We start from the raw sequence: 26,041 nt of genomic DNA on the forward strand, positions 1-26,041 counted from the left end.
GATTTTCAAATTTATTGCTACAATTACTGATTTTATATAAATTATCTTTCATTTGACGAGCCGCAAGCCGGACACGGCATTGCTGTTTCCCTACAGATGCTCGATTCTATCTAATGAAAGATGTAAACGGTATTTTATCTATTTGCCAATTCGTGCTAAAATGCTGCCTAACTGAACGGCAATTACTCCGATTATAGCGCTGCCAGCCCAGTAAAAAGTGGCCAAGCTGTAAAAGCGATCGCGCAACAAGACATTTGTATCTAAACCGTAAGTCGAAAAAGTAGTATAAGCTCCCAAAAAGCCCGTTGCTACCATTAACCGCACCTCCGAGGGAACAGCAGGCACCCGTTCAAAAACCAGAGTGATAAAAAATCCCATAGCCAAGCAACCGGTGATGTTGATAAAAAAAGTTCCGTAGGGAAAAGCCGTGCCGAAACGGTTGGCAAACCACAAGGTGATATAATACCGGCTCAATGCGCCGGCAACGGCACCTAAACTAATTGCGATCGGATGGCCCAGATTCTGGTCTTGCAGCATACAGCTATTGAAGATTTGTGAGTTGAAATTAAGATAAATTTTAGATTTAGCGGACTCATGTAATGTATTGTATGATTAAATTGGCGATCGCTCTGGCGGTGCCTAATTAAAAATTATAGAGAGTCTGTATGCAAATTGTGCTGGCTGCGGTAGACGATGACTTAGTTAGAGCCTGGGAAAGCACTTGCGGTAATATGGAGAATGTTAAAATACACCGCGGCTCAATCTTTGATGTGAAATGTGATGCGATTGTCAGTCCGGCAAATAGTTTTGGCTTTATGGACGGCGGCTTAGATTTAGAGATTGCCAAATATTTTGGAAGTCACGTTCAAGAACGCCTGCAAAAACTAATTCAAAGTCGCCATCACGGCGAACTATTAGTAGGATTAGCCGAAGTTGTAGATACCGATCATGCAGAAATTCCCTATTTAATAGCTGCCCCAACAATGCGCGTTCCCACAATTTTAACAGAGACAGTCAATGTCTATCTCGCAACCCGGGCTATTTTAACTCTCGTAAAATTTGGCACGGTTCCAGACGGAACGCCGGTCAAACATATCATTGAAACGATCGCAATTCCCGGCATGGGTACGGGCACAGGCAAAGTGCCGCCCGATATCTGCGCGCATCAGATGCAAGTCGCGCTTCAAGATATCCTCCTATCTCAATACGAATTTCCTAAATCTTGGCGGGACGCCCAAAAATCTCACCATTTATTATATGCGAACAATGCTGGAGAGTTGCCGCTGGAAACTAGAAAGGCTTAAATCTCAAATTTCTACAGTGTTTAGCAACCGGGTTTCTTGGTAGTGTGTATTTTGAGGTGGAGCGATTTATCAGAAATTAAAGTACGCTAAACCGTACCTGCAAGTTGGCGGTATCCTACACGCGAGCTCAACTTGGCTAGATAGAATGTAGGAGAACAGAGGCAAAAGCCCACAACCAAAATTTATCTGTGATGTCATATCCCACGGTTTGTAGTGCGGACTTCAGTCCGCAAAATGCTGCGGACTGAAGTCCGCACTACGAACCAATCTTATTGGGTTAGTCGATCGCAATTGAAGGTCGATCGAGATTATTGCTTAATTTAGTGCTTCGAGGGAGAGTCCCGAAATGAATCAAATTAAAACTGCTGCTTTGTTAGGCTTGTTAAGCGCCCTGTTAATTACCGTTAGCTATTGGGTAATCGGCGGTTCGGGCGGTGCAATTATCGGCATTGGTTTGGCCGCCGCGATGAACTTAGGTTCTTGGTTTTACTCGGATAAAATCGCTTTGGCGGCTTACGGGGCTGTGCCGGTAACTGCTAACCAAGCGCCGGGACTTTATACAATGGTGGAAAGACTGGCTCAGCGCGCTAATTTACCCATGCCGGGAGTTTACATTATTCCCACTCAGTCTGCTAACGCTTTTGCTACTGGGCGCGATCCCGAACACGCGGCGGTTGCAGTCACTGAAGGTATTATGAATATGCTGTCAGACGACGAACTCGAAGGGGTACTGGCGCACGAACTTACTCACATCAACAACCGCGACACGCTGACGCAAGCGGTGGCGGCGACGGTGGCGGGGGCGATTTCGTGGTTGGCGCAAATGGCGAGTTATAGTATGTGGTTTGGTGGTAGGGACGATCGCGACAGCCCGAATCCTTTAGGGTTGCTGCTGACGATTATCCTCGCTCCGGTGGCTGCTTCGGTGATTCAGCTAGCCATTTCGCGCACGCGGGAGTTTTCGGCGGATGCGGGGGCTGCCCGGTTAACGGGCAATCCAAGGGCTTTGGCGAGGGCTTTGCAGCGGTTGGAAAGTGGGGCGCGCCAAATGCCTTTAGATGGTAATCCAGCTTTTGCGCCGCTGTTGATTGTGAATTCGTCTGCTGGTGATTGGTTTAGAAGTCTGTTTTCGACTCATCCAACTACGGAATCGCGGATTGAAAATTTGATGAAGCTGGAACAAGAATTGACTGGTTCTTATTAAGTGTTAGGATTGATTCTGGCGCTACACATCGAAAGTTTTAACAGCTAGCATGAGTTATGGTGCTATGGGTAGAAAGTCTTAAGGGCCAGAATGAATTCTGGCGCTACACATACAAAGTCCACTCCAAGCGGACTACCAAAGGAGATGATTGATATGACAGATCCAAATTTGACTGAAGTAACAATTGTAGAGGTATCTCCCGAAACGACGGCGATCGTTAAAAAGGAGATGCCCGACGCGACTGATGAGACGATCGCAGAAACTGCTGCTTTGTTTGAAGCAATTAAAAAACGCGCCGCCGCCGAAGTCCAAGCAGCGGGCGATCTCACCCGCGAAGCTTATTTGAAAGCTGTGACTAAAGCTTCTAAGGCGATCGAACAAAATAAGTCGATCGCCAAAGAGAGAATGACAGAAGCAGTCAGCCTACTCAAAAAGGAATCTGAGAAAAATTGGCTGGTGGTTGATGCGATTAAAACCCGGGCGCAAGCGCAGGTGCAAGATGCCGGCGAAGTCAGTCGCGAAGCTTATTTGAAAGCGGTTCGACAAGCGCGGGAAGCGTTGGAACAAAATAAGTTTATCGAACGCGATCGCATTGACCAAGCTGTTGACCACATTCACAAGGAAACTGAAAAGAATTGGCACGTTGTGGTTGGGGAAATTGAGTCGATCGGCACTCGTTTGAAAGAGACGGCTAAGTCTGCGTGGAACGCGCTGACGGCGTTTTTTGACAAGTCCGATCGCGGTGATTCGCAGAAGTAAAGTATCAAAATACTGGTTTTGTAGTGGCGGTACCAGCCTGGTTTCATAGCTAGTCATTGATGCGGACTGAAGTCCGAACGATCGAACCTGGTTTGTAGTGAGGACTTCAGTCCTTTGATGGATGCGGACTAAAGTCCGAACGATCGAACCAATTAAAAAGGTTTGTAGTGAGGACTTTAGTCCGCATAATTAGAGGACTAAAGTCCTCACTACAAACGAATCTTATTCTGTTCGTGCGAGTGGCTTCAGGACTACCCTTCAGTTGTTTCTAGGCCGAATACGCGATCGAATACTTTAGTCACTTTATAGCCGGAATCTATTGATTCCAGCGGGTCTTTCCGCAATCGGTGCCGCAAACAGAGAGTCATCACTTTGCGAATATCGTCCACAGTGACCTCTGTGCGACATTCTAGGGCGGTAAAAGCTTTCGCTGCCCGATTTGTGACCAAATCGCCGCGCAGCCCGTCTACGTCCAATTCCGCGCAGACTTGGGAAATTTTTACTCGCAAATCGCGATCGAGGGTTACGGATTTCAGCCTTTCCTGGGCTTCTACCAATTTCTGCTGCATATCGTCTTGTTGGTGCTGATATTTAGCGAGAAATTCGGGCGGATTTTGGTCAAAGCTCGATCGTTGTTCGACAATTTCTACTCTCAGATTAGGATCTTTGACAGTCCGAATTTCGGCGTGCATTCCGAATCTGTCGAGCAATTGCGGCCGCAATTCTCCTTCTTCTGGATTCCCGGAACCGATTAAAATAAATTTAGCCGGGTGGCGGATGGAAATGCCTTCTCTTTCAACAGTATTCCAACCGCTGGCGGCGGAGTCAAGCAAAACATCGACTAAGTGATCGTCGAGCAAATTGACTTCATCGACGTAAAGAATGCCGCGGTTAGCTTTAGCTAACAGGCCTGGTTCAAAAGCTTTCACACCTTCGGACAAAGCTTTCTCAATGTCGATCGTACCGCACACTCGGTCTTCGGTAGCGCCGAGTGGTAAGTCTACCATTTGTACTTTTTTGAGGGCGATCGGCATTGTACCGTGATGCAAAGTGCGATCGCGCACCTCATCGCTCATCAAATCCGGATCGGTGGGATGACTGTTAAAAGGATCGTCAGCCACCACTTCAATTTCTGGTAGTAAATCAGTGAGAGCGCGGATTGTGGTAGATTTGCCAGTACCGCGATCGCCCATAATCATCACACCACCAATTTTGGGATCGATGACATTCAACAGCAGCGCCAGTTTCATCTCCTCCTGGCCAACAATCGCAGTGAAGGGAAAAACAGCGCGGCGGGCTGCGGTGGCGGTAACGCTTGGTATAGCGCCCGCATTTACGTTATTGCTGACTTCGGCAGTAGGACTCACAGGATAACTCAAAATATAATAATTGCCTGTTTATTGTAAGGGATAAGGGATTTTAGATTTTAGATTTTAGATTTTGGATTTTAGATCGTGACAGGCTTCAGCGCCCAAGGGAAATTGTGCGTAAGGGCGATCGAGCAGACACAACTATCAGAGATATAGTCAAGATGTAGCGTGCTGAGCACAGAGGGAATCAGCGCCTAAGGGACACCGGAAGGGCGATCGTGCCAAATTGTAAAGAAATGTAACAATTCTGCCCGATTCGCATAAAAACCTCAGGTTGCTCCAGATAGGTAATTAAGAGCAAAGTCAAGCAACTATTTTTTTTGAAGGGTGCAAATGTCTGAAACTAACATCGGTGCATTAACTGGCAGCAAAACCTACACAGGCACAGTTGACAGTAAAAATATCTTTGACCTTTACCAATTTAACATCAAAAATACCGGAAGTTTCCAAATTTCCGTTAACGGTTTAACCAGCAATGCTGACGTATTCGTACTCAACAGCAGCGGTGCAACACTGCACGCTTCTGCCAACGTGGGAACCAGCGCAGAAACAATTAGCGTTGACAACTTAATTGCTGGAGACTATACAGTCAAAGTTTTGCAAATCGGCGGCAACACTAATTACAGCCTAAGTTTAACAGCAGCACTCCAAACCGAAAAGGCGATCGGCATCGATAGCCTCACAGGTGCAAAATCAGAAGCGACACTTTCCGCCAAAGATTCCACAATCTTACCAGTCACCAGCACTTCTGAAAAATCCACAGCAACCAAAGATCCGATCACAGGAACTATAGCTGAGGAGAAGACAGCCGCACCTACAAATAACAGTCAAGTTGCGGCTGGGGATAAAACAGCTATTCCCACTGCTAAAACAACTACCAAAACCGAATCAGAAAAAACTTTATCCGACACTGAATCGGCAATTGCCGCATCCGAAAAACCAACCGCACCTGCAACTTTAACGACCCAAAAGTCTGAGGAAACTGCTAAAACCACAAATCCAGCGAACACGGCAGCCTCGACAACTACGAGTTCAAAAGATGCAGTTACAGGCGAGACAATTGCCAGTAAAGAACCCAAAACCGACGCTGCTTTAACCACACCCTCCGACAAAACAACCGCACCTGCAACTTTAACCACAGAAAAGTCTGAGGAAGCTGCTAAAACCACAAATCCAGCGAACACGGGTGCCGAAACAACTACTTCAAAAGATGCAGTTACAGGCGAGACAGTTACCAGCAAACCAAAAACCAGCGATGCTTTAGCCACAGATACTAACAAAACCACCGACAAATCAACTACTGCCGACAGCAGTGCAGAAGACAAGCAAAAAGAGACTCCCACCACCGCCCTACCGATTTCTGACACTAAAAAAGAACCCGAACCCACTCCCGCAAAACAACTGACATCTCCCTTTACATCGGGAATATTTACTGTTGATGCAACAGGCAAAGTCGGCATAGATTACCTATTAGATGGTGGCTTGTATCGCGGTCAGTTAGCGATTATCAGCCTCAAAGGGATGGAGAAGTTTGTTCCCGGTTCGGAAGAGTTTATCAAAGAAGCGGCTTCGAGGGCGCTTAGCAACTCTGAAAAAGGTCACATAGTTATCAATGATTTGACGGAAGGTGCGAGATTTTCCGGTAATTTACCAGAAGGTAATTTCAACGAAGGGCCGTATTTAGGAGTCAAGACTTTTGCGATGACTCCAGGGGATGAATTTGGCATCATGATCGTACCGAACGACACTGTAAAGTTCGTGTACGACTATCCCGGTTTTGGCGGCGATAAACGTCCGTTGTTCTCGATGGTGACAGCCAATCCTAACGAGGCATTTCATTTGGGTCAAATTGCTGATATCACGGGAGAAGGCAATACCTTTGCGATGGAGGATCTGCGGTTCGATTTAGGGACTGACAGGGATTACAATGATATTACTTTCCAAGTGCGGGGCGCTAAGGGTAAAGCGGCCTTGATGGATAGTGTAGTCAACCCGGATAAAGATTGGCGGAAAACGGATTTAGGCAAGGCTGTAATTGCCTATGCCAAACCTTACATTACACCGGAATCGCAACCAAAACCGAAGTTAGAAGCGGAAGTATCCGGCTTGATTGATGATTTGGAAAAGGAGATTGCAAATCCATCAACTCCTGGGAAAGAAACTCCCAAATCCCCAGAACAGAAGGCTGGCACAGACAAAAATACTACTGAACCCAGCAAGGTTTTACCAACTGATAAGGTAGATGCAAATCCGGCAATTCCAGCGGTAACAACTGAGGAAAAGGTCAAAGATACTGCGGCGGTTGATTCGACGAAAACTACTGAACCGAGGAAGGTTGTACCAACTGATAAGGTAGATGCAAATCCGGCAATTCCAGCGGTAACAACTGAGGAAAAAGTCAAAGATATTGCGGCGGATACTACGGACAAAACGACTACCGAACCGACGAAGGTTGTACCAACGGATAAGGTAGATGCAAATCCGACAATTCCAGCGGTAACAACTGAGGAAAAAGTCAAAGATATTGCCCGGGTTGATTCGACGGAAAAATTACCAGTTGAAAAAACGACTGTTCCCACAGCAGCGACTGAGAAAAAAGATAAAGCTGCTGAAACTCCACCACCGACAACTTTTCCTGCTAAATCTACCTCTGAGACGGAAACTGAAGTTTTGCCAGTGGAAAGTAAGAGGGAAACTGAAGTTGCTAAACCTGCTGCAACGGAAGTTGCAAAAGCTGAGACTCCGAAAGTTGCTGCACCTGGAAATAGTGTCGAGACTCTAGAAACTAAATTACAAGTTGAAAAAACGTCTGTTCCGACAGTAACGAGTGAGGAAAAAGATAAAGTTGTTGAAACTGCACCAGCGACAACTTTGCCTGCTAAATCTACGGCTGAAACGGAAACAGTAGCAAATCCAACTCCGAAGGTAGAGGCGAAACCTGAAGTTTTACCAGCGGAAATTAAGACGGAAGCTGAAGTTGCTAAACCTGCTATAACGGTAGTTGCAAAAGCTGATACTCCGAAAGTTGGTTTACCTGGAAATAGTGTCGATTCTGCGGTGAAGGACAATCTGCCAATACCTATTGGGCGCAAGGAAACTACTGAGGTTAAGCCGGAGTTGCCTGTTGCCATAACAGCACCGGCTCAGGAGGCAGTAGCACAAAACAATCATGATGTCAATGCTGATTGGATAGCGCGATTGGAAAGCGTTAAACAACGTTTGAGTAATTTGGGTAGTGCAGATGTTGTTGCTGAAAATGCGATCGATCGCACTTTGATCGATCGTTTGCAAACCATGACTGAGAAGTTGAGGGAGCAAACAAAAGCGGCTCCTATCTCGGATAATACGGGGGCGTTGATTTCGCGGCTGGAAGATATGGTGGTGAAAGTTGCACTACCTGCGATCGAACCTATTCAGCCAGTACAGTTTGAGTTTCCTGTAGCAAATCAACCATTAATCGCTATCATCGATACAGACTTCAGTGCCAATAACCCGGACATTGACTATTCTCGTATTACTTGGGGAACTGACTTAGTAGACGGCGATGTTGACCCCACAGCACCAGCAGATCGAGTCAACGGACACGGAGATCATGTTTTAGGAATTATTGCTGCTAAACCTGATAACGGCATTGGTATTGACGGCATTAATCCCAACGCACCAATTTTAGCAGTTCGCGCGATCGGTTCAGGTAAATGGGCCGAAGCATTGATTTCGTCTGTTGATAAAATGGTGGCATCTGGACAGCCAAACGGCATCGTCAACCTGAGTTTTGACTTAACTCAACTTAATCCCGATGGCAGCGTCACAACTCGCTATGAATTGACACCGCCAGAAAGAAAAGCAATTGAATATGCACGTCAAAAAGGAGTAATGATTGTAGCTGCTGCTGGCAACGACGGTGGAGTAATGTCAGCTTTGGCTCAAGCTTCCCAAGAATTTGACAATATTATTACCGTCGGTGCTGCTGAACGAGTTAATCAAGAAATCGCACTTTCCAAAGCTTTCGACTATGCTGGCTATTCAAGTTACGGTCAAGGATTAGATATTGTTGCTGACGGCGGCACAGCAGATAATCCCGTACTTTCCACAGTTGGCGACGGCTTGGGTACAATGGCTGGAACTTCTGTTGCTACTGCCAAAGTAACCGGTGCAGTCTCGCAAGTATGGGCGGCAAATCCCGATCTAAACTATCGCCAAGTCATCGAGATTCTCAAGTCTACAGCTACCGATTTAAAACTGCCAAATTGGGATTCTGAAACTGGTGCAGGATTGTTGAATATCTCAGCAGCAGTGCATTTAGCAAAAACAACTGTACCCGAAACATATTACCCGCCAGTTGTGTTAATTCCCGATACTTGGAGCGGCGAAGGTAAAGTTATACCGGGAGAGCGAGCAGTTGCTACTGCTTTCTTGGGCAAATACTACGATTGGGTTCCCTACACAATTCGCTCTGGGGATACATTGAGTGGAATTGCATCGAGAACAATGGGCAATGGTTCTGCACCTTATTTCAATTTGATCGCTCAGCAGAATGGTATTGCTAATCCAGATCGTATTTTTGCAGGCCGCACAATTTCAGTTCCACGAGAAGTATCGCCGCCTGTTGTACAACAGCAACCCCCCGTACAATCACAACCCGCAGCACAATCCATAACTCCAGCAAAACCAGCCCAACAGCAACCTCGTTCTTCGGTGAGTGAATTTGAGGGTCAATATTACGAATGGGTTTCTTATACCATTCGCTCTGGAGATACATTGAGCGGGATTGCATCGAGAACAATGGGCAATGGTTCTGTACCTTATTTCAACTTTATTGCTCAGAAAAATGGCATTGCCAATCCTAATTTAATCCAAACGGGACGCACAATTTTGATTCCGCGACGGGTATCGGGATTAGCACTGCAACCGCAACCGCAACCCCAACCTCAACCGCAACCCCAACCAACTAATAGGACTCTATATCTGTCTACGAGTGGAGGACAAGTATTAGCAGTTAACACGGCAACCGGCGAACAAAGTCTGATTTATCAAGGAATAGCTTTCACGGATTTAGCTGTTTCTTCTGATGGCCGATTGTTCGGTTCTACCTTTAATGAACTGTATGAGATTAATCCTGCTAGCGGTCAAGCCAGAACCATTGGCAACTTTGGGGGTGCTTGGATTAATTCACTTACTTTTTCTCCTGATGGCAGACTTTACGGTGCAGATACCAACAATGGCAATTTGTACCAAATTTCTCCGCAGACAGCTCAAGTTAGCCAAATCGGTTCTTTAGGCGGGCCAAGCAGCGGGGATATGGTCTTTAATGGTAATGAGATTTTTGCTACGGTCGGCTCTTTTTCTAGTGGCAGCGATCGCCTAGTTGCTGTCAATCCCTCTAATGGCAGCAGCCGGACAATTGGAGATTTAGGCTACCGCAAAGTTTACGGTTTAGCGCAAGTTAACGGACAGCTAACGGCTTATACTTCCACCGGGCAAAGATTGGCCGTTAATCCGCAAACCGCTGCTGTCAGTGTTACTGGCAGTGTATCTGGCAGCGGTGAAATCTGGGGGGCTGCTATTAATCCCAGCAATTCGATTTCTACTCCGACTCCGACTCCGACACCTACCCGTCGCGCTTACACGATTCGATCGGGAGATACTTTAAGCGCGATCGCCCAGCGAGAAATGGGCAACGGGAATCGCTGGGTAGAAATCCAGAAAGCAGATGGCAGCACGTTTTCGAGTGATGAAGCGCGTCGCTTGCAAATCGGTCAAGTAGTTTACCTGCCAGTTGGTAGTAGTTCCTCGCCTGCTGTACCGCCGCCAGCACAACCGGGACAGCAGCGACAGTACATCATCAAGCCCAATGATACGTTGTGGACAATTGCTTTCCGAGAATTGGGGAATGGCGATCGTTGGCGGGAAATTAAGAAAGCGGATGGCAGTACGTTTACCGAAGCAGAAGCACGGAATTTACAGGTGGGTCAATCTGTCTATCTACCAGTGAGTTATCAGACTGGGCCTGGTAAACCAGTTACGCAACCACCTGTGAACAATCCTGCACCAGTTCAATCGGCAGACTTTCGCCGAGCACTTGCTTTTGTGGGTCGCTGGGAAGGAGGGTATGTCAATCACCCTAGCGATCCAGGCGGTGCCACAAATAAAGGAATCACCCAGAATACTTACAACGCTTACCGAGGAAGCAAAGGACTAGCTGCACGGGATGTCCGGCTAATTTCAGACCAGGAAGTGGAAGATATCTACTTCACAAGGTATTGGAAAGCATCTGGTAGTGACCAGCTTACCTCCCGCTTGGCAACAGTTAATTTTGACACTGCTGTAAATATGGGGGTTGGTGCCGCAAGCGGGCTTTTACAGCAGGCGCGTCAGTCGGCTAACGGAGACGAAATGAGTGTAGTTCGGCGGTATCTCGATTTGCGAGAAGCTCGGTATCGGGTGATCGTTGCCAATAATCCAAGTATGGGGGTGTTTCTGCAAGGCTGGCTGAATCGATTGAATAGTTTGCGTGCAGAAGTGGGGGCAACGGGTGGCCGTGATGATTCTGCAACTGATGATGATTCGAGTAATAATCAAGTTGATGACGAATACTTTTACGATTATGTTGAAGATGACAGAGGTGAAAGCGTAAAAGATTGGTCACGCGAACGAAAGCTGAATGCAGTCGTTGACCACATCAAGGAATACGTTGTTGAGTACGTCAAAGGACTTGGCGAGGATGCGCTCAATGATATTGTGTCATCTTTCAACGAAATCATTGACGATATCAAAAAATTTCCGAATATTGATTGGCAAGCTCTCGGAATAAAGATATTTGATTTTGTTGCTGCCAAAGTGCTAGGGAGAACACCTTTAGGCCGAGCAGTTCTAGCAGTTGGGAGAGGTAAGTCCCCTAGCGAAATGCTATCAGAAATTGCGGGTTTCCTCCAAAATCTAGACTTGGGCAAGCTATGGGATGAAGCCAAGAAGCTTTTGGAAGATGGAACAAAAATTCTTGGGGATCTTTGGAATGGTATTAATAAATTGGTAGGAGATGCCCAAAACCTACCTAACAGCCTAGATAATGCTGAAACTGAGGCTGATTTAGATGAGAATGGAGAAAAATTTGTCCAAGCTAGCGCTAGTCCTCTATTGGGCTTACTTGCCAACTTAATCATTGGGAAAGTAGGTTCTAAGTTTGCTGGTTCGGGTTGGAGTCTGAACTTAAAAAATAAAAACAGCAAAAAACGCTCAGTCGTTAAATTCAAAGCTAGACGTAATGTACATCTAGCTGGCAAGAAGCATCCTGTGACTGGTGTACCTTTTGATAAAAATGGATATCCAGATTTCTCTCAATGGATCCTCAAAAGGGTTAAGATTGAATTCACAGGAAATCGCGGAAAAGACAAAGATTTAGCCAACAAAGCATCTGGCTATACAAGCACACCAATTGGGTACGTCTGGCATCATCATCAAGATGGAAAGACAATGGAATTAGTGAAGGGAGAAATTCATAGTAAAACAGGACATGATGGTGGCTTTTCTGGAAATTGACGTGGAGAAATAAAAAAATGTTGCACAGGATAAAGTCCCTTGAAAAAAACAATGGAATTTCTCAAGCAAATTCCGAGAAAGATTTGAGTAGTCTAGCAGATTATCTGGGTATTCGGCTTCCTGATGACTACAAGAGCTTTCTATTAAGTCACAATGGAGGTGTTCCAACGCCAAGTAATTTCCCTCTTTTAAACCATCCAGAAAATATTTTGCCAATTCAAGTATTTTTTGGAATAGAAACATTGATTGTTTCTGTTTCAATAACCTGGAACTTTCAAGCCTATAAAGATCGGATACCGGATAAATTTCTACCAATTGGGTGTAGCGATTTTGGTGATCTAATATGTCTGGTTTTTTCTGAAGATGACTACGGATGCGTAATGTTTTGGGATTTGACTGGTGAACGTGGCAAAGATAACGTTGATAACGTCTACAGAATTTGTGACTCTTTTTCAAAGTTTCTAGATATTCTGACTGATGAATCGTAGTTGTAAGTCGTTTTGGCTAGCTACCGCTGCGGTATGCTGCTGCAACAAGTCAGGAGAACAAGGCCTGATTCAGCTAGACATCACCCCCAGGGGCGATCGCGGGGGGATTGCTCCTACCAAAATTGCACCCGCACCGATGCCATTAGCTGAGTACACCTGGGATAATTCCTCTGCGGAAAAACTAGCTATTCTGCTGCAAGCTGTTCCCGAAATCCTGCAACAAAGTGCCGCAGAAATTGCGCCAAATTTGCTGATTTGCCACCTAGAAGCGATCGGCGATATTTGCCATCAGTGGATTAACAGTATTAGCCTGACACCGCAAGCTTGTGTTCTGCTACTGGCAACTCAACAAACTCTCTTTGACTTGCTGGAGAATGTTTTCTCAATTCAAACTCCAGAGTTGGTAGCAAAGGCAAATTAAGGAGTGCGATAAATGAAAGTGCGATCGCCCTTTACGACTTTTTCACGGGCGACGGGCGGAGCGAAGCGAAGGGGATCGCCCTCTTTCGATCGCTCTTTCCCAACGCTACCTACAGCATTTCGTAAAGTTTTATTAAGATTGAGCCGCGTTTCGCATAAAACTAGCCGATCGCACCTGATAGATAAATGACGGTTGGTTTCAAAAGTGCGATCGTGTGTGAGGGCTTCGCTTACGGGCGATCGACTTTTAACACTCGCCAACTGTAGTCCTGGGCGCATAAATACCAAAGAAACCGGGTTTTTCCCTGTTCAATCGCTGTTACCAAATATTCTTCAAAAAAACCCGGTTTCTGACCACCCGTGCGTCTAGGAATGTCAACTTTTAATCATTCACAAAAATTATCCTCATGTTTGCATCTACCTTTCGTAACAAATTCTACCCGTTTAGCTTGGGTTTAAGTTTGCTAAGCGCGATTCCCTTCGGGATAGCTTCGCTTCACGCCCTTTCTCTCCCCCAATCTGCTCAAGCCGTCAGCTTTGCTCCCGATCGAGAACAGGCGCTCAATACACAAGAAGAATTGATGACAATCCAAGAACAGGAATTATTACGTCGCCGACAAGAAGAAGAAGAATGGCGTCAAAGACAACAAAAGGAGGAACTATTAGAACCTGTCTCCCCGATTTTTCCTTGCATTAATGGTGCTGGATTTCCGTGCGCTCCTTGGCAACCTGAACGACCTGGTTCCTCTCAACAAAATCCCATTATGCCAACTATAACTCAACCAGGCTTCTGGACTTTTATTGATTTTATCAGCGGTGACTGGGGAGATCCGCCGACAGCTTACGGTTTTCGCTACGAGATGACTTCGGACTCTGTGTTTACCGAAATAATTGATTTTCCCACTGGTTTTTCTAAGCCTTTTACTGTGTTAGTAAAAGATGTGATTTTGGGTGAATTTACCCCCGGAAATAGCGTTAGCTTTAGCAATTATAGTCAGTTACTCGGCAACTTGCTAGTCGGTGGCAGCGGTGTTAAAGAATTTAGCGTTACCGGCCTCAATGTCGATCCGACTAATTCCACTGCATTTCCGCTGAAACTAGAATTCAATACAGATAAAGCCAACTTCAATATGCACGCACTGCTTAACGAAGCTGAAGCTGTTCCCGAACCTTCTGCAATGTTAGGTTTGTTTGCTTCCGGTTCTTTCCTTGTCGGTGTGGTGCGGAAACGCAAACAAAAATTATCTCGTTAATTTACAGTCAGGACACAACATTGTTGTGTCCCTACAAGATTAGGAATTGCGAGCGAGATCCTTTTACAACTTTTTCACGGGTGACGGGCGATCACTCTTTTTAGCATCTTGCAATAGTCGATCGCCCTTGACAACTTTTTCACACGCGACGGGCGATCGCTCTTTTGGCATCCAAAGGTCGATCGCCCTTTACTCCTATTTCACACGCGACGGGCGATCGCTCTTTTTGACATCGAAAGGTCGATCGCCCTTTACAACATAGTCAAACAGCATTTTGAACAGACTGAACGCTTAACTATACTATAGAGAATTACTGCTGAATAATTTCCACGATTTTAGCGATCGCCTCATTCAACTTCTCAGTTTTAAGCTTACCAGCTTTATAAAGTATAATTTCTCGATCTGCGGTAAACAAGCGATTAGGTCTAATGTTGCTAGTTTGGTTAAGTCCGCCCTCACTAAAATCGCTACTTTCAAGACTAATAGCATAGCGATCGGCGATTCTCTGGCTAGTAATCTGACAAAGAATTAGATCCTCTCCTGCCAAAGTTGCTATAACTAAAGCCGGTCGGCGCTTCGCTTGTGTTAAATCTGAAAATGGGAACGGCACAACTACCACATCACCTTTTACAAATTCTGCCATGCTTCATCCTCCTCTGACTTTAACCAGTCTTTTTGCAAAGCAGATTCACTCAGCAGGCTTGATTCTAACTTATCTCTATCATATTTTCCTTTTAAAAATTGCAAAAAATCCCAAACTTCTTCTAATATAAATTCTGGAATATTTTCCACTTCTTTAAGGAGCAATTCTTTAGCGTTCATGTCATTTACCTATAAAGACATAGTAACTATTAATCTATCATAGCATCTTTGAGATGAGCAGCGATCGGTCTTTTTGTCAGGGATGAAAAGGGCGAGCGGCTGCGATTGAGTAAAATGGGCGATTCATGCTCCCGAGAGCTTCGCTTCACGACTAGCCCACTCATTCAACGCCAGGGCGATCTCGCTCTTTTTGCATCCAAGGGGATCTCGCTCTTTTTGGTATCGAAAGGTCGAGATCCCTTGACTAATTTTTTACGGGCGACGGGCGATCGCACTTTTTGGTATCGAAAAGTCGAGATCCCTTTACTCCTGTTTCACGGGCGACGGGCGATCGCTCTTTTGGCATCCAAAGGTCGAGAGCCCGTTACGACTTTTTCACACGCGACGGGCGATCGCACTTTTTGACATCCAAAAGTCGAGATCCCTTTACGACTATATTCTCAGGGAAGGGATCTCGCTTTTTTGAGAATGAGAGTTTTTGGCAAGAAACGCGATCGCTTAATAATTATTCAATAATTTATCTAACCGTGACAGTCGTTTTTGTCGGTTAACTTCTTCCAATCTGGCATTAATTTCTGCTAGTTCTAAATTAAACTGTTCCATTTCTAAATGAGTCCGGCGCAGATTAGCCAAAAGTCTCTTAGCCGTTTCTGGATCGGGAATTCGTGGCTGCTTGCTCATGGTAAATTCCACTCTAACTTAACTTCTTCCAAACTTCGCTCCCACGCCGGAATCCTAGTTTGAGTACGGGCAATGGCTCGATTCATCAACTCTAGCATATCTGGCTGTGCATTAGGTTGAGAGCGAGCAATATTTAGCCCCAACCTCGATAACTGCATATAAGAAGCCTCAGCATCCTCCAACACCGTAGTCAACTCAGCAAAAAAAGGCAACGTCTGCTCTGTTTCGCCAAAAAGCTCAAATAAAGCTAATTCTGCTGCTGTCACTCCGTCAACTATATCCAAAGACTGTTGTTTAAGCCTATTAACTATTTCCGTAATATCTGGGGAAAATTTCGCCATAATTCAGGTTATTGAGATGCTCGCATTGATTTTATCATTTTAGGGAAGTACCATCGCGATAGGGAAAAGTCGAGATCCCTTTACTCCTTTTTCTCAGGGAAGGGATCTCGCACTTTTTGACATCGAAAGGTCGAGATCCCTTTACTGCTTTTATCGACGAATGGCGATCGCCCTCTTTCGATCGCTCCCTCCCAACACTACATGATTTCGTAAAGTTTTATTAAGATCAAGCCGCGTTTTGCATAAAACTAGCCGATCGCACCTGATAGATAAATGACGGTTGGTTTCAAAAGTGCGATCGGGCGATCGACTTTTAACACTCGCGAACCGCAGTCTTAGGTGCATAAATACCAAAGAAACCGGGTTTTTCCCTGTTCAATCGCTGTTACCAAATATTCTCCGAAAAAACCCGGTTTCTGACCACCCGTGCGTCCAGGAATGTCAACTTTTAATCATTCAGAAAAATTATCCTCATGTCTGCATCTACCTTTCGTAACAAATTCTGTCTGTTAAGTGCGATTCCCTTGGGGATAGCTTGGCTTCACGCCCTTTATCTACCCCGGAAATACGCTCGATTACCCTGGATAACGTGGTGGTAGATACCGGTGCTACTACATTATGCCTGCCTCCACGGGCGATCGCCCAACTCGGCCTCGAATTGCTTAAAGAAGTGGATGTGGCCACCGCAACGGGATTCAGCAAAGCAAGCATCTTTCAAGATGCTAAGATTTCACTTTGCGGTAGAGAAGGCACTTTTGAATGTCTGGAATTACCCGGAGGGCGAGATACTTTAATTGGCGTAATTCCTCTGGAAGCCCTCGGTTTAGAACCGGATCTGCGCCACCAAACTTTAAATGTTTTACCCTCCGAATCAGTCGATACTTATTTGACGATTATGTAGCTGATTTTTGAGAATATAAAATTATCAATTATTCCTAAAAAACCGAGCTGATGCACCATACTGATATTGACACTCCCTATCTTTCAGACAAAGAACGGGCAAACTCTAAAACTTGTTGCTGACGTTCGTCTGACAAACGTTCAATCATCCCAGCTAACTGCTCGGATACAGACAACCAACGACCCTCTTTCGCATTCCAAACCACTAAAATTTGCTCGGAAGACAGGGTACATAAAGCTATGGTTTCGCCAGAGCTATCGCTAAATTCAACCTCATAATTTCCATCAGCATAACAATCGACAATTGCCCCTCTAACACCTACGTGCAAATTAGATTCAGGCAAGGTCACTAACAATTCGACTACATCAAATAATTCTGGCACGATCGCGCTCACCTCCGAACGAATAGTGTTACCAGTCTTGCCTCATTACTGCCAGCTTCTACGATCCAACCTGTACGGACAATCTCCTGCTGTCCTTGTACCCCCATAATTTCCAAGTCTACGGTATAGCGCTGCCCGTGTTTGTCATTTAGTCCTAAAATTGCTTCAGCATCAAGAGTTTTAGTTGAAATCTGTGCTAACAGCAATTCATGATTGTCTCGGGTAAATCCCAAACGACGCTGAAATATTATAGCTTTATCCCTACCGACTGGATTATCTAAATTAAGAGCATACTCTGTTAATTTTTGAGGAGCGATAACGAGATGGCTGACAATTTCTTTCAGCTTCATGTTTGTTTACCCAGCACTAATTTTAGCACCCAATAGATTAAAGAGCTGCTTTGGAAGTTCGATCGACTTTCAATTTTTACTCTAACGTACTGCGATAGCATATGCCCAGTCTTGAGTCAGAAAATGACGAATGACTAATGATTACCACTGCGGTTCGGAAGCCATTAAAGCAGTCGCGTCTTCGCTGGGTAAGGGCTTAGCAAAAAAATAACCTTGGCCGTATTCGCAGCCGATCGCCCTTAACCTAGCTAATTGCGCCGCCGTCTCCACACCCTCAGCAATCACATCCATCCCCAAAGCGTGCGCCAGCGTCACAATCGTCCGCACGATCGCCACATTTTCTCCCTCACCCAACTCCATCAGCCCGACAAACGACTTATCAACCTTCAAAGTATCCGTAGGAAACCGACTCAAATAACTCAACGACGAATAACCAGTGCCAAAATCATCAATTCCCAATTTGACATTTAACGCTTTCATTTGCTTCAAAACCCCGATCGCCGACTCCACATCATCCATCACCACACTCTCAGTAATCTCCAACTTCAAACTCTCGGCACTCAAACCCGTTGCTGCCAAAATAGCCTTCAGGCGATCGACTAAATCCGGCTGAGCAAACTGTTTCCCAGATAAATTTACACTTATAATCAAAGGGCGATCGAAATCAAACATTCCCTCCCACAGCCGCAACTGCCGACAAGCCTCCTCCAGTACCCACTCACCAAGCGGAATAATTGCCCCCGTCTCCTCAGCCACCGGAATAAACTTGACCGGCGAAATCAAACCCCGCTGCGGGTGCTGCCAGCGCACCAAAGCCTCAAACCCAATAATCTTGCCGCTTACCAAACACACAAACGGCTGGTAGTGCAGCAAAAACTCCCGGCGCTTGAGGGCCATCCGTAAATCCGTCTCCAACTGCAACCTCTCCAACGCCAAATCGTGCATCGAAGCATTAAACACCTGATACCTTCCGGTTCCCAAAGCCTTCGCCCGGTACATCGCCGTGTGGGCATCCCGCAGCAAGTGTTCCGGCTGTTCCCGGGCGGCGGCAGCGGGTTCGCCCCCCAAGGCAATCCCGATGCTTGCGGTGACAAACACCTCCTGTTCTCTCAAGTCAAATGGCACAATTAAAGCTTGCTGAATGCGATCGGCCAAATCCACCGCACTCGCAACATCAACATTCCTCACCAAAATCGCAAAATCGTCGCCGCCCACCCGCGCCACAGTATCCGCGCGAGCAATACTTGCCCTCAACCGCAGCACCACCGCCATCAGCAGTTCATCCCCCACCAAATGACCCAAAGAATCATTAATCACCTTAAATCGGTCTAAATCCAAAAACAGCACCGCAAACAGATAGTTGCGGCGGCCCCTCCTATGGGCGATCGCCCGCCCCAAGCACTCGACAAACAAATCCCGGTTCGGCAAACCCGTCAGAGAGTCGTGAAAAGCATCGTAAAGCTTCTTGTAAGCGGTGACGCCCACACCAGTCACCACCAAACCCAAAGCGGGCGACACCAGTGGCACCCACCCACCCTCAATAAAAATCGCCAAACTAATCCCCAACAGCCCCATCAACGCCACACCCCCAACCAATCCCGCCCTCGCCGGGTGCACAATACGCCAAGCCACAACCCCGCCAAGCACCGCCCAAGCACCGTTCCATAAAATTTCCGCCCATTCGGGCCACATCCAAAACAGCGATCGCCCGTGCAACACTGCACTCAATATTTGGCTGAGCATTTGCGCGTGCAGCAATACCCCCGGCATTTTCGGACTTTGCTTTTTAACCGGACTGTAGGGCGTCAGAAACACGTCTCTGGTACTCGGTGCAGTCGTCCCGATCAGCACAATCTTGTTCTTTACCCAACTCGGATCTATTTCGCCGTTCAATACCTGCGTGATACTGACTTGTCGCGCCACCTTCTTCCCTGAACGGTATTTGAGCATAATTTGGTAGCCTCTGGTGTCAATATTTGCATAGCCGCCGCTGTCAGACTTTAAAGGCACAAATTCTGCTTTTCCCCAGTTGATTTGGTGGGGATTGACGGGGCTATCTGCCGGCTGCATTCTGTCTTTGAGATACAGCAAAGCCAGTTGCACAGAAAACGACGAAGCAGTAGTCTTGTCTGCTTGCGAGACTGAGATCAAATTGCGGCGCACCACGCCGTCAGCATCTAGCACAAAGTCGTTAAAACCGACCCGATCGGGCGGTATCCCCGGCGGCGCGGACACTCCCGGACGTTCTGAATCGCTCAATTCGGCGATCGCCACTAGATTTGGCGCTTTGATCTCTGCCAGCAATTCTCGGTGTCCCGGTTCTTGAGGCAAATCCCGATACAAGTCCAAACCGATGACTTTTGGCTGGTACTTTTGCAGTTTTGTCAAGGTTTGGGCGATCGCACCGTCGGAAATCGGAAATCTCCCGAGAGCTTGAATATCAGCTTCAGAAATTCCCACTATCAGCAGTCGCGGATCGGGGCCGGGATCGGGCTGCAACCGCACTAACGAGTCAAAACTCCCCAATTCCCAGCTTTGCAGCCATCCCAACCGCTGAACTCCCATATTCAGCAGCGTTACAGTCGCGCCCGCCAGCATGGCAGGCAAAATCCTGACGCGCCGGCCTGGATAACTCAGATCGAGGCGAGTGGCGACAGACAGTACAGAACGAAGATTTCGAGAGAATTTGGCAGTCACAGAAAAAATATATGGGTGCAAATTCCGGAGCACAAGTCTGTTCCCACAGAATTGAGCTTATTATGAGATTGAGTGTAATTTTTTCAGAATTTGTGCCCCAACCGAGTTTATTTAAGCTAATTACTCGATTTGGCAAAGTATTTCTGGGGTGAGAAACCGGGTTGCTGAAGATTGGCCGACAAGTCCTGTCTTTTATTCCCCCGGTTTCCCCAAATTCCCACAAGAGTTAAAATTTAGTCGCTCGAACTTTCTGGATATTTTTGAGATTATGGCGAATCAACTTCCGATTCCGGTGATTGTTAACGGTGCTGGCGGCAAGATGGGCCGCGAAGTAATTAAGGCGATCGCAAGTGCTAGTGACATGACTTTATTTGGGGCTGTAGACCGCTCTCCTGAGTGCCTCAACGCCGATGCGGGGGAATTAGCCGGATGCGGCCCGTTAGAAGTTCCCGTCACTGATGACTTGCAAGGAATGCTGGTATTAGCAGCTCAGGAAAAGCAGTTAGGCGTGATGGTAGATTTTACGCACCCTTCGTCTGTTTATGAAAACGTGCGATCGGCGATCGCTTACGGGATTCGCCCCGTAGTTGGAACTACCGGCTTGAGCACCGAGCAAATTCAAAACCTAAGTGAATTCGCGGATAAAGCCAGCATCGGCTGTTTGATTATACCCAATTTCTCGATCGGCATGGTTCTGCTCCAACAAGCGGCTGTCACAGCATCTCAGTATTTTGAACACGTAGAAATTATCGAGCTGCACCACAATCAAAAAGCCGATGCTCCCAGCGGCACGGCGATTCAAACTGCCCAAATGCTAGCAGAATTGGGAAAAACTTTCAATGTGCCCGAAGTTGAGGAAACTGAAAAAATAGCCGGAGCTCGCGGTTCGGTAGCCGATGAAGGGATTCGGATTCACAGCATCCGTTTACCCGGTTTAATTGCCCACCAAGAAGTAATTTTTGGCGGTGCAGGTCAAGTTTATACTTTACGACACGATACGAGCGATCGCGCTTGTTATATGCCGGGAGTTTTGTTGTCGGTGCGAAAAGTGCTGGAATTGCGATCGCTCGTTTACGGATTGGAAAAAATCTTGTAGTCATTGGTCATTGGTCATTGGTCATTGGTCATTGGTCATTGGTCATTGGTCATTGGTCATTGGTCATTGGTCATTAGTCATTAGTCATTAGTCATTAGTCATTAGTCATGGGTCATTCGGCTTTTTAACTGGTTAACTGGTTCCAAGGCAGAGCCTTGGAATCGATATAAGCGAGGCTCTGCCTCGGTCAAAAGGAGGCAGAGCCTCCGAATATGCGTTTCTAGGCAGAGCCTAAAAACGAGTAGGAAGCGATAACTTTCAACGATTTCATAATTAAGTTGACACCAATTCCTAATTCCCAATTCCCAATTCCCAATTCCCAATTCCCAATTCCCAATTCCCCATTCCCAATTCCCCATTCCCAATTCCCAATTCCCAATTCCCAATTCCCAATTCCCAATTCCCAATTCCCCATTCCCCATTCCCAATTCCCAATTCCCCATTATGCTAATTCCCTTAACTCGCGAAACCTTTCAGGAACTAATTCCCGCCGTGGCTACCGGAGCACAATACAAATACATTTGGGGGAAACCGCCCGATTTCTTAAGGCGAATGTTAATCTCTGCGGTAGCCGTAGTTTTCCTGCTTGTTATCTACAACTTCGCCGGTTCCGATGTCGGGCCGCTAGTTTTAATTACCGGATTGATAGCTGGCTTGTACTGGCTGTGGGGGCCGATTTTCTGGGCGAGTTTGCGGAATGCAGAATGCCGAAAATATCAATACTGCGGTTTTTGGCAAGGGCGAGTATTGGATATTTATATCACAGATGAAGTCACAAGTCAAGAAGAAACAGTCAATCAAAAAGGACAACTGGTAATTGTTGACAACCTAGAACCGCGCATTAACTTAGAAGTTGGCGACAAAACCGGATTTACTACCACACTGCGAGCTCCTTTGCAGAAAGAACACCAGGGAATTGTCCCCGGCCAAGCTGCTTTAATGTTAATCATGTCGAATCAAGAAGATTTGGGCAGAATTGCCAAAGTTTCGGATATTTACATTCCCAGCCGCGACGTGTGGGTGAGCGACTATCCTTATTTGCGCAAGGATTTGTTTGTGGAGATGAGCCAGCAGATTAAAAAAGGCAGACAGAAAAAAGGGCGAGATACTGATAATCAAAGCAGAGGTGCGAAAAGGCGCTCTTCCGCTGATTATTGAGCGACAAAATTAGGTTCGTAGTGAGGAATGCGAGTCCGCATCTAAATTCCAGGACTAAAGTCCTCACTACGAACCTATGTTAATTGCGGCTTGAAGGTCGAGTTTTTGGACGCAAAAATAATTCAGATAGCTTCATTTTGGGATTGCCTAACTGTTCTCTCCAGCCTTCCATATAAGTGTAAAATACGGGAGTCAAATACAGCGTTAAAATTTGCGAAAATAGCAATCCACCGACGATCGCAATTCCCAACGGGCGGCGCGATTCTGAACCGCTACCGACGCCTAGGGCGATGGGTAAGGTGCCGATTAATGCAGCCATAGTAGTCATCACAATCGGGCGGAAGCGGACGATACAGGCTTCGTAGATGGCATCGTAGGCGCTGCGGCTGCTATCTTGGCGCTGTTTGTCGATCGCAAAATCCACCAACATGATACCATTTTTCTTGACAATTCCCACCAGCAGAATAATCCCGATAAACGAATACAGGTTCAATTCAACTCCAAAGATTACCAGGGTTAGCAGCGCGCCAAATCCGGCTGAGGGTAAACCGGACAAAATTGTCAGCGGGTGAATAAAATCCTCGTACAGAATGCCCAGAATTAGATAAATCACTACAATCGAAACTACTAACAACCAGCCTAAATCGTTAAATGATTGGTTGAATACTTGGGCTGAACCTTGGAAACTGGTTGTCACTGATGGCGGTAAAATATCCTTGGCAACTTTCTCGATCGCAGCGGTGGCTTGACTCAGCGACGTACCGGGGAGAGTATCAAAGGAGATTGTAGCAGAAGGCAGTCCGCTGAGGTGATTGACTGTGAGCGGCCCGACGGTTTGGGTGATACTGGCGATCGCACTTAACGATATCATTTGTCCGGTAGTCGATCGCACGTACAGCATCGACAAAGCACTCGGATCGCGCTGAAACTCAGGCTTGAGTTCCATGACAACGGTATACTGATTGTTGGGAGTGTAAATCGTGGAAACCTGTCCGGAAGCGTAAGCAGCGCTGAGAGTTTTCTGCACTTGTTGCGCGCTGACGCCTACAATTGCTGCTTTGGCGCGATCGACTTTAACCTCAAGTTGAGGCGTGCTCAATTGCAAATCGCTATCCACACCGCGCAATCCCGGTAGAGTTTTAACTTTAGCTAACAATTCCGGTACAGATTGACGCAGCGCTTGCAAGTCTAAACTTTGCACCGTAAACTGATATTGTGAATTCGTTTGTTGACCGCCGATCGGAATCGCTGAAGGAGAGCGCAAAAAAGCTTGAATCCCAGGAATCCCGCGCAATTTCGGAGTCAGTTTTTGGATGATTTCATCCGCACTGAGGCGTCGCTGCGATCGGGGTTTGAGCCTAATTGTAATCCGTCCGTTGTTCGCCGATGCGTTCGGCCCGCTTGCGCCTACAGTGGAATTCAAAGCTGCGATATTGGGATCTTTCCGAATGATATCAACGATTTGTTGTTGGTGGCGCAGCATATCCTCAAAGGAAATATCTTGTGCACCTTTAGTGTTAACCATCAGTTGTCCGGTGTCTTCAGTTGGAATAAAGCCTTTCGGAACTAAAACGAACAGATAAGCCGTAAATCCCAGCAGCATTACCGAAACAATAACTGTCATGAAACGATATTTTAAAACAGGTTTTAGCGTCCATTCGTATGCTTGCAAAAGTAGCTCAAATCCCCGCTCCGAAATGCGGTACCAGCGGTTTTGTCGTTGGGGGTGGGACGATTTGAGAAATCGACTGCACAACATCGGTGTCAGGCTCAGAGAAACAAATCCTGAAACCAAAATAGCGACCGAAATAGTCACAGCAAATTCATGAAATAATCTACCGATCAACCCACTCATAAACATGAGTGGAATAAATACGGCGACTAAGGAAAGCGTCATTGAGAGAATTGTAAAACCAATTTCTCTGGATCCTTTTAATGCTGCTTCTAGCGGCGCTTCTCCCATTTCTTGATGGCGGACAATATTTTCCAAAACTACGATCGCATCATCGACAACAAAACCCACGGAAAGCGTCAGCGCCATCAGAGACAAGTTATCTAGCGAGTATCCCAACTGATACATCACCGCAAAGGTGCCGATAATCGCCACAGGTAAAGCTAAACTCGGAATTAGCGTGGCTGTGATGTTGCGTAAAAATATAAAAATTACTAAGACAACCAGACACACCGACAAGATTAAGGAGAATTTTACATCATCTACAGAAGCGCGGATTGATTGCGATCGATCGTACATAATGCCCATTTCGATCGATTGCGGAATCTGTTGTTTGAGGGCGGGTAACATTCGCGCGATCGCATCGACAATCTCGACAGTGTTTGCATCGGGTTGCGGCTGCACGGAAAGCAAAATTGCAGGTTGATTTTTGACTTGTTTATCGCTATACAAGTTCAAGACTTTATTGTTTTGTACATCGTCAACAACATTGCCTAAATCTTGAAGCCTTACTGCTGCGCCGTTTTTGTAAGACACGATTAGCGAGCGATATTCTGCTGCATTATTTAATTGACCGTTTACCTGAATTAAATAGCTTTTGTAATCGCCAGAAATGCTACCAGTTGGTAAGTTGACATTGCCTTGGGTAATGGCGGTTCTGACTTGGTCTAATCCAATACCTCTTGATGTCAATTCTCGCGGATCGAGTTGAATCCTGACTGCATATTGTTTCTGCCCAAAAATCTGGACTTGCGCCACACCTTCGATGGCAGAAATTGGTTGGGCGATTGTGATTTCGGCGGCTTCATTGACTGCTGAGATTTGCAGCGTTTTTGAGTACAAGTACAGGTAGAGAATTGGTGATACTGAAGGGTTGACTTTGCGGTAGCTGGGCGGTTTGGGCATTCCTGAGGGTAATGCACCTGCGGCTGCTGCGATCGCAGCTTGTACGTCTTTAGCGGCCGAATTGACGCTGCGGCTGAAGTCGAATTGCAGGGAAATGTTGGCGCTACCGGTGGAACTTGTGGAGTTAAATGAATTGAGGCCTGCTATTTCGGTAAACTGTCTTTCTAAGGGCGCGGCGACGGAGGATGACATGGTTTCTGGCGTGGCGCCCGGTAGGCTGGCGGAAACGCTGACAAAAGGATATTCTACGTGCGGTAAGGCGCTAATTGGTAGCAGGAAATAACTCATTAAACCGAAGATGAGAATGCCGGTGGTGACTAGGGTAGTCATTACGGGGCGGCGGATAAAGATTTCTGATATGTTCATAAATTTTGGTTTGTAGTGGGGACTTTAGTCCTCGGAAAATTCAGGACTAAAGTCCT

24 protein-coding genes are annotated in these 26,041 nt (G+C 46.4%); 12 read left to right on the forward strand and 12 right to left on the reverse strand.

Going from position 1 to position 26,041, the window contains the following annotated elements; translation table 11 throughout:
- Window positions 1–138: 138 nt before the first annotated feature.
- Window positions 139–537 carry a fluoride efflux transporter CrcB gene (gene crcB / locus QUB64_RS00895; RefSeq protein WP_333268986.1) on the reverse strand — a complete coding sequence of 133 codons (399 nt, stop codon included), beginning with the start codon at window positions 535–537 and terminating at the stop codon, window positions 139–141.
- Window positions 538–665: 128 nt separating this feature from the next.
- Between crcB and QUB64_RS00900 the strand changes: the two genes are divergently transcribed.
- The 3 genes from QUB64_RS00900 (at window position 666) to QUB64_RS00910 (ending at window position 3,267) form a co-directional block, all read left to right on the forward strand.
- Entirely contained in the window at window positions 666–1,304 is a 639-nt protein-coding gene (locus QUB64_RS00900; RefSeq protein ID WP_333268987.1) for a macro domain-containing protein, read from the forward strand.
- Window positions 1,305–1,650: 346 nt separating this feature from the next.
- A complete protein-coding gene (locus QUB64_RS00905; RefSeq protein ID WP_333268988.1) occupies window positions 1,651–2,508 on the forward strand; it encodes a M48 family metalloprotease in 858 nt (285 codons plus the stop codon).
- 153 nt (window positions 2,509–2,661) lie between these two features.
- On the forward strand, window positions 2,662–3,267 hold the full coding sequence (locus QUB64_RS00910) for a hypothetical protein (protein ID WP_333268989.1): 606 nt from the start codon (window positions 2,662–2,664) through the stop codon (window positions 3,265–3,267).
- A 251-nt stretch (window positions 3,268–3,518) separates the two neighbouring features.
- Here the strand turns inward: QUB64_RS00910 and bchI are convergent, their stop codons facing one another.
- Complete coding sequence (gene bchI / locus QUB64_RS00915; protein ID WP_442921619.1) at window positions 3,519–4,634, reverse strand: magnesium chelatase ATPase subunit I; 1,116 nt, start codon at window positions 4,632–4,634, stop codon at window positions 3,519–3,521.
- Window positions 4,635–4,970: 336 nt separating this feature from the next.
- Between bchI and QUB64_RS00920 the strand changes: the two genes are divergently transcribed.
- Genes QUB64_RS00920 through QUB64_RS00930 form a run of 3 tightly spaced genes read left to right on the forward strand, consistent with a single transcriptional unit; the run spans window position 4,971 to window position 13,082 of the window.
- The gene (locus QUB64_RS00920) at window positions 4,971–12,173 is read left to right on the forward strand and encodes a S8 family serine peptidase (protein ID WP_333268990.1); all 7,203 of its coding nucleotides are present in this window, start codon (window positions 4,971–4,973) and stop codon (window positions 12,171–12,173) included.
- Between the two features lie 17 nt (window positions 12,174–12,190).
- Window positions 12,191–12,661, forward strand: coding sequence for an SMI1/KNR4 family protein (locus tag QUB64_RS00925; protein ID WP_333268991.1), 471 nt, complete (start codon window positions 12,191–12,193; stop codon window positions 12,659–12,661).
- Window positions 12,651–13,082 (forward strand): hypothetical protein, encoded by a 432-nt coding sequence (locus QUB64_RS00930; protein ID WP_333268992.1) that lies wholly within the window; start codon window positions 12,651–12,653, stop codon window positions 13,080–13,082. Before QUB64_RS00925 ends, QUB64_RS00930 begins: the two co-directional genes overlap by 11 nt.
- Here QUB64_RS00930 and QUB64_RS00935 read toward each other — a convergent pair.
- Window positions 13,079–13,369 (reverse strand): hypothetical protein, encoded by a 291-nt coding sequence (locus tag QUB64_RS00935; RefSeq protein WP_333343170.1) that lies wholly within the window; start codon window positions 13,367–13,369, stop codon window positions 13,079–13,081. The genes QUB64_RS00930 and QUB64_RS00935 overlap by 4 nt on opposite strands.
- Window positions 13,370–13,488: 119 nt before the next feature.
- Here QUB64_RS00935 and QUB64_RS00940 point away from each other — a divergent pair, with 119 nt between their 5' ends.
- Window positions 13,489–14,334 carry a PEP-CTERM sorting domain-containing protein gene (locus tag QUB64_RS00940; protein ID WP_333268994.1) on the forward strand — a complete coding sequence of 282 codons (846 nt, stop codon included), beginning with the start codon at window positions 13,489–13,491 and terminating at the stop codon, window positions 14,332–14,334.
- A 127-nt stretch (window positions 14,335–14,461) separates the two neighbouring features.
- Window positions 14,462–14,596 carry a hypothetical protein gene (locus tag QUB64_RS00945; RefSeq protein ID WP_333268995.1) on the forward strand — a complete coding sequence of 45 codons (135 nt, stop codon included), beginning with the start codon at window positions 14,462–14,464 and terminating at the stop codon, window positions 14,594–14,596.
- A gap of 48 nt (window positions 14,597–14,644) precedes the next feature.
- Here QUB64_RS00945 and QUB64_RS00950 read toward each other — a convergent pair whose 3' ends face one another.
- Together QUB64_RS00950 and QUB64_RS00955 are read right to left on the reverse strand one after the other, a co-directional pair.
- Window positions 14,645–14,977, reverse strand: coding sequence for a type II toxin-antitoxin system PemK/MazF family toxin (locus QUB64_RS00950; RefSeq protein WP_333268996.1), 333 nt, complete (start codon window positions 14,975–14,977; stop codon window positions 14,645–14,647).
- Window positions 14,962–15,156, reverse strand: coding sequence for a hypothetical protein (locus tag QUB64_RS00955; RefSeq protein WP_333268997.1), 195 nt, complete (start codon window positions 15,154–15,156; stop codon window positions 14,962–14,964). The genes QUB64_RS00950 and QUB64_RS00955 overlap by 16 nt, the downstream gene beginning before the upstream one ends.
- 240 nt (window positions 15,157–15,396) lie before the next feature.
- Between QUB64_RS00955 and QUB64_RS00960 the strand changes: the two genes are divergently transcribed.
- A complete protein-coding gene (locus QUB64_RS00960; protein ID WP_333268998.1) occupies window positions 15,397–15,561 on the forward strand; it encodes a hypothetical protein in 165 nt (54 codons plus the stop codon).
- Window positions 15,562–15,654: 93 nt separating this feature from the next.
- On the opposite strand, the gene QUB64_RS00965 is transcribed toward QUB64_RS00960, so the two are convergent.
- Together QUB64_RS00965 and QUB64_RS00970 are read right to left on the reverse strand one after the other, a co-directional pair.
- Window positions 15,655–15,837, reverse strand: coding sequence for a hypothetical protein (locus tag QUB64_RS00965; protein ID WP_333268999.1), 183 nt, complete (start codon window positions 15,835–15,837; stop codon window positions 15,655–15,657).
- The gene (locus tag QUB64_RS00970) at window positions 15,834–16,178 is read right to left on the reverse strand and encodes a hypothetical protein (protein WP_333269000.1); all 345 of its coding nucleotides are present in this window, start codon (window positions 16,176–16,178) and stop codon (window positions 15,834–15,836) included. Before QUB64_RS00970 ends, QUB64_RS00965 begins: the two co-directional genes overlap by 4 nt.
- A 535-nt stretch (window positions 16,179–16,713) precedes the next feature.
- Here QUB64_RS00970 and QUB64_RS00975 point away from each other — a divergent pair.
- Complete coding sequence (locus QUB64_RS00975) at window positions 16,714–17,079, forward strand: aspartyl protease family protein (protein ID WP_333269001.1); 366 nt, start codon at window positions 16,714–16,716, stop codon at window positions 17,077–17,079.
- Window positions 17,080–17,155: 76 nt separating this feature from the next.
- Here QUB64_RS00975 and QUB64_RS00980 read toward each other — a convergent pair whose 3' ends face one another.
- The 3 genes from QUB64_RS00980 to QUB64_RS00990 all read right to left on the reverse strand — a co-directional run bounded on the left by QUB64_RS00980 (window position 17,156) and on the right by QUB64_RS00990 (window position 20,409).
- On the reverse strand, window positions 17,156–17,461 hold the full coding sequence (locus QUB64_RS00980) for a DUF4926 domain-containing protein (RefSeq protein ID WP_333269002.1): 306 nt from the start codon (window positions 17,459–17,461) through the stop codon (window positions 17,156–17,158).
- 8 nt (window positions 17,462–17,469) lie between these two features.
- Entirely contained in the window at window positions 17,470–17,811 is a 342-nt protein-coding gene (locus tag QUB64_RS00985; protein ID WP_333269003.1) for a DUF6883 domain-containing protein, read from the reverse strand.
- 141 nt (window positions 17,812–17,952) lie between these two features.
- Window positions 17,953–20,409, reverse strand: a complete 2,457-nt coding sequence (locus QUB64_RS00990; RefSeq protein WP_442921623.1) for an EAL domain-containing protein — start codon at window positions 20,407–20,409, stop codon at window positions 17,953–17,955.
- Between the two features lie 367 nt (window positions 20,410–20,776).
- Here QUB64_RS00990 and dapB point away from each other — a divergent pair, with 367 nt between their 5' ends.
- Window positions 20,777–21,604, forward strand: coding sequence for a 4-hydroxy-tetrahydrodipicolinate reductase (dapB, locus tag QUB64_RS00995; RefSeq protein ID WP_333269005.1), 828 nt, complete (start codon window positions 20,777–20,779; stop codon window positions 21,602–21,604).
- 220 nt (window positions 21,605–21,824) lie between these two features.
- Here the strand turns inward: dapB and QUB64_RS01000 are convergent, their stop codons facing one another.
- On the reverse strand, window positions 21,825–22,019 hold the full coding sequence (locus tag QUB64_RS01000; RefSeq protein WP_333269006.1) for a hypothetical protein: 195 nt from the start codon (window positions 22,017–22,019) through the stop codon (window positions 21,825–21,827).
- A 29-nt stretch (window positions 22,020–22,048) separates the two neighbouring features.
- Here QUB64_RS01000 and QUB64_RS01005 point away from each other — a divergent pair, with 29 nt between their 5' ends.
- Window positions 22,049–22,762: a phosphate ABC transporter permease gene (locus tag QUB64_RS01005; RefSeq protein WP_333269007.1), complete on the forward strand. Its 714-nt coding sequence runs from the start codon at window positions 22,049–22,051 to the stop codon at window positions 22,760–22,762.
- A 79-nt stretch (window positions 22,763–22,841) separates the two neighbouring features.
- Here QUB64_RS01005 and QUB64_RS01010 read toward each other — a convergent pair whose 3' ends face one another.
- Window positions 22,842–25,985: an efflux RND transporter permease subunit gene (locus tag QUB64_RS01010; protein WP_333269008.1), complete on the reverse strand. Its 3,144-nt coding sequence runs from the start codon at window positions 25,983–25,985 to the stop codon at window positions 22,842–22,844.
- Window positions 25,986–26,041: the final 56 nt, after the last annotated feature.

The sequence above is a fragment of the Microcoleus sp. Aus8_D2 genome, assembly GCF_036702665.1.
GTDB lineage: Bacteria > Cyanobacteriota > Cyanobacteriia > Cyanobacteriales > Microcoleaceae > Microcoleus.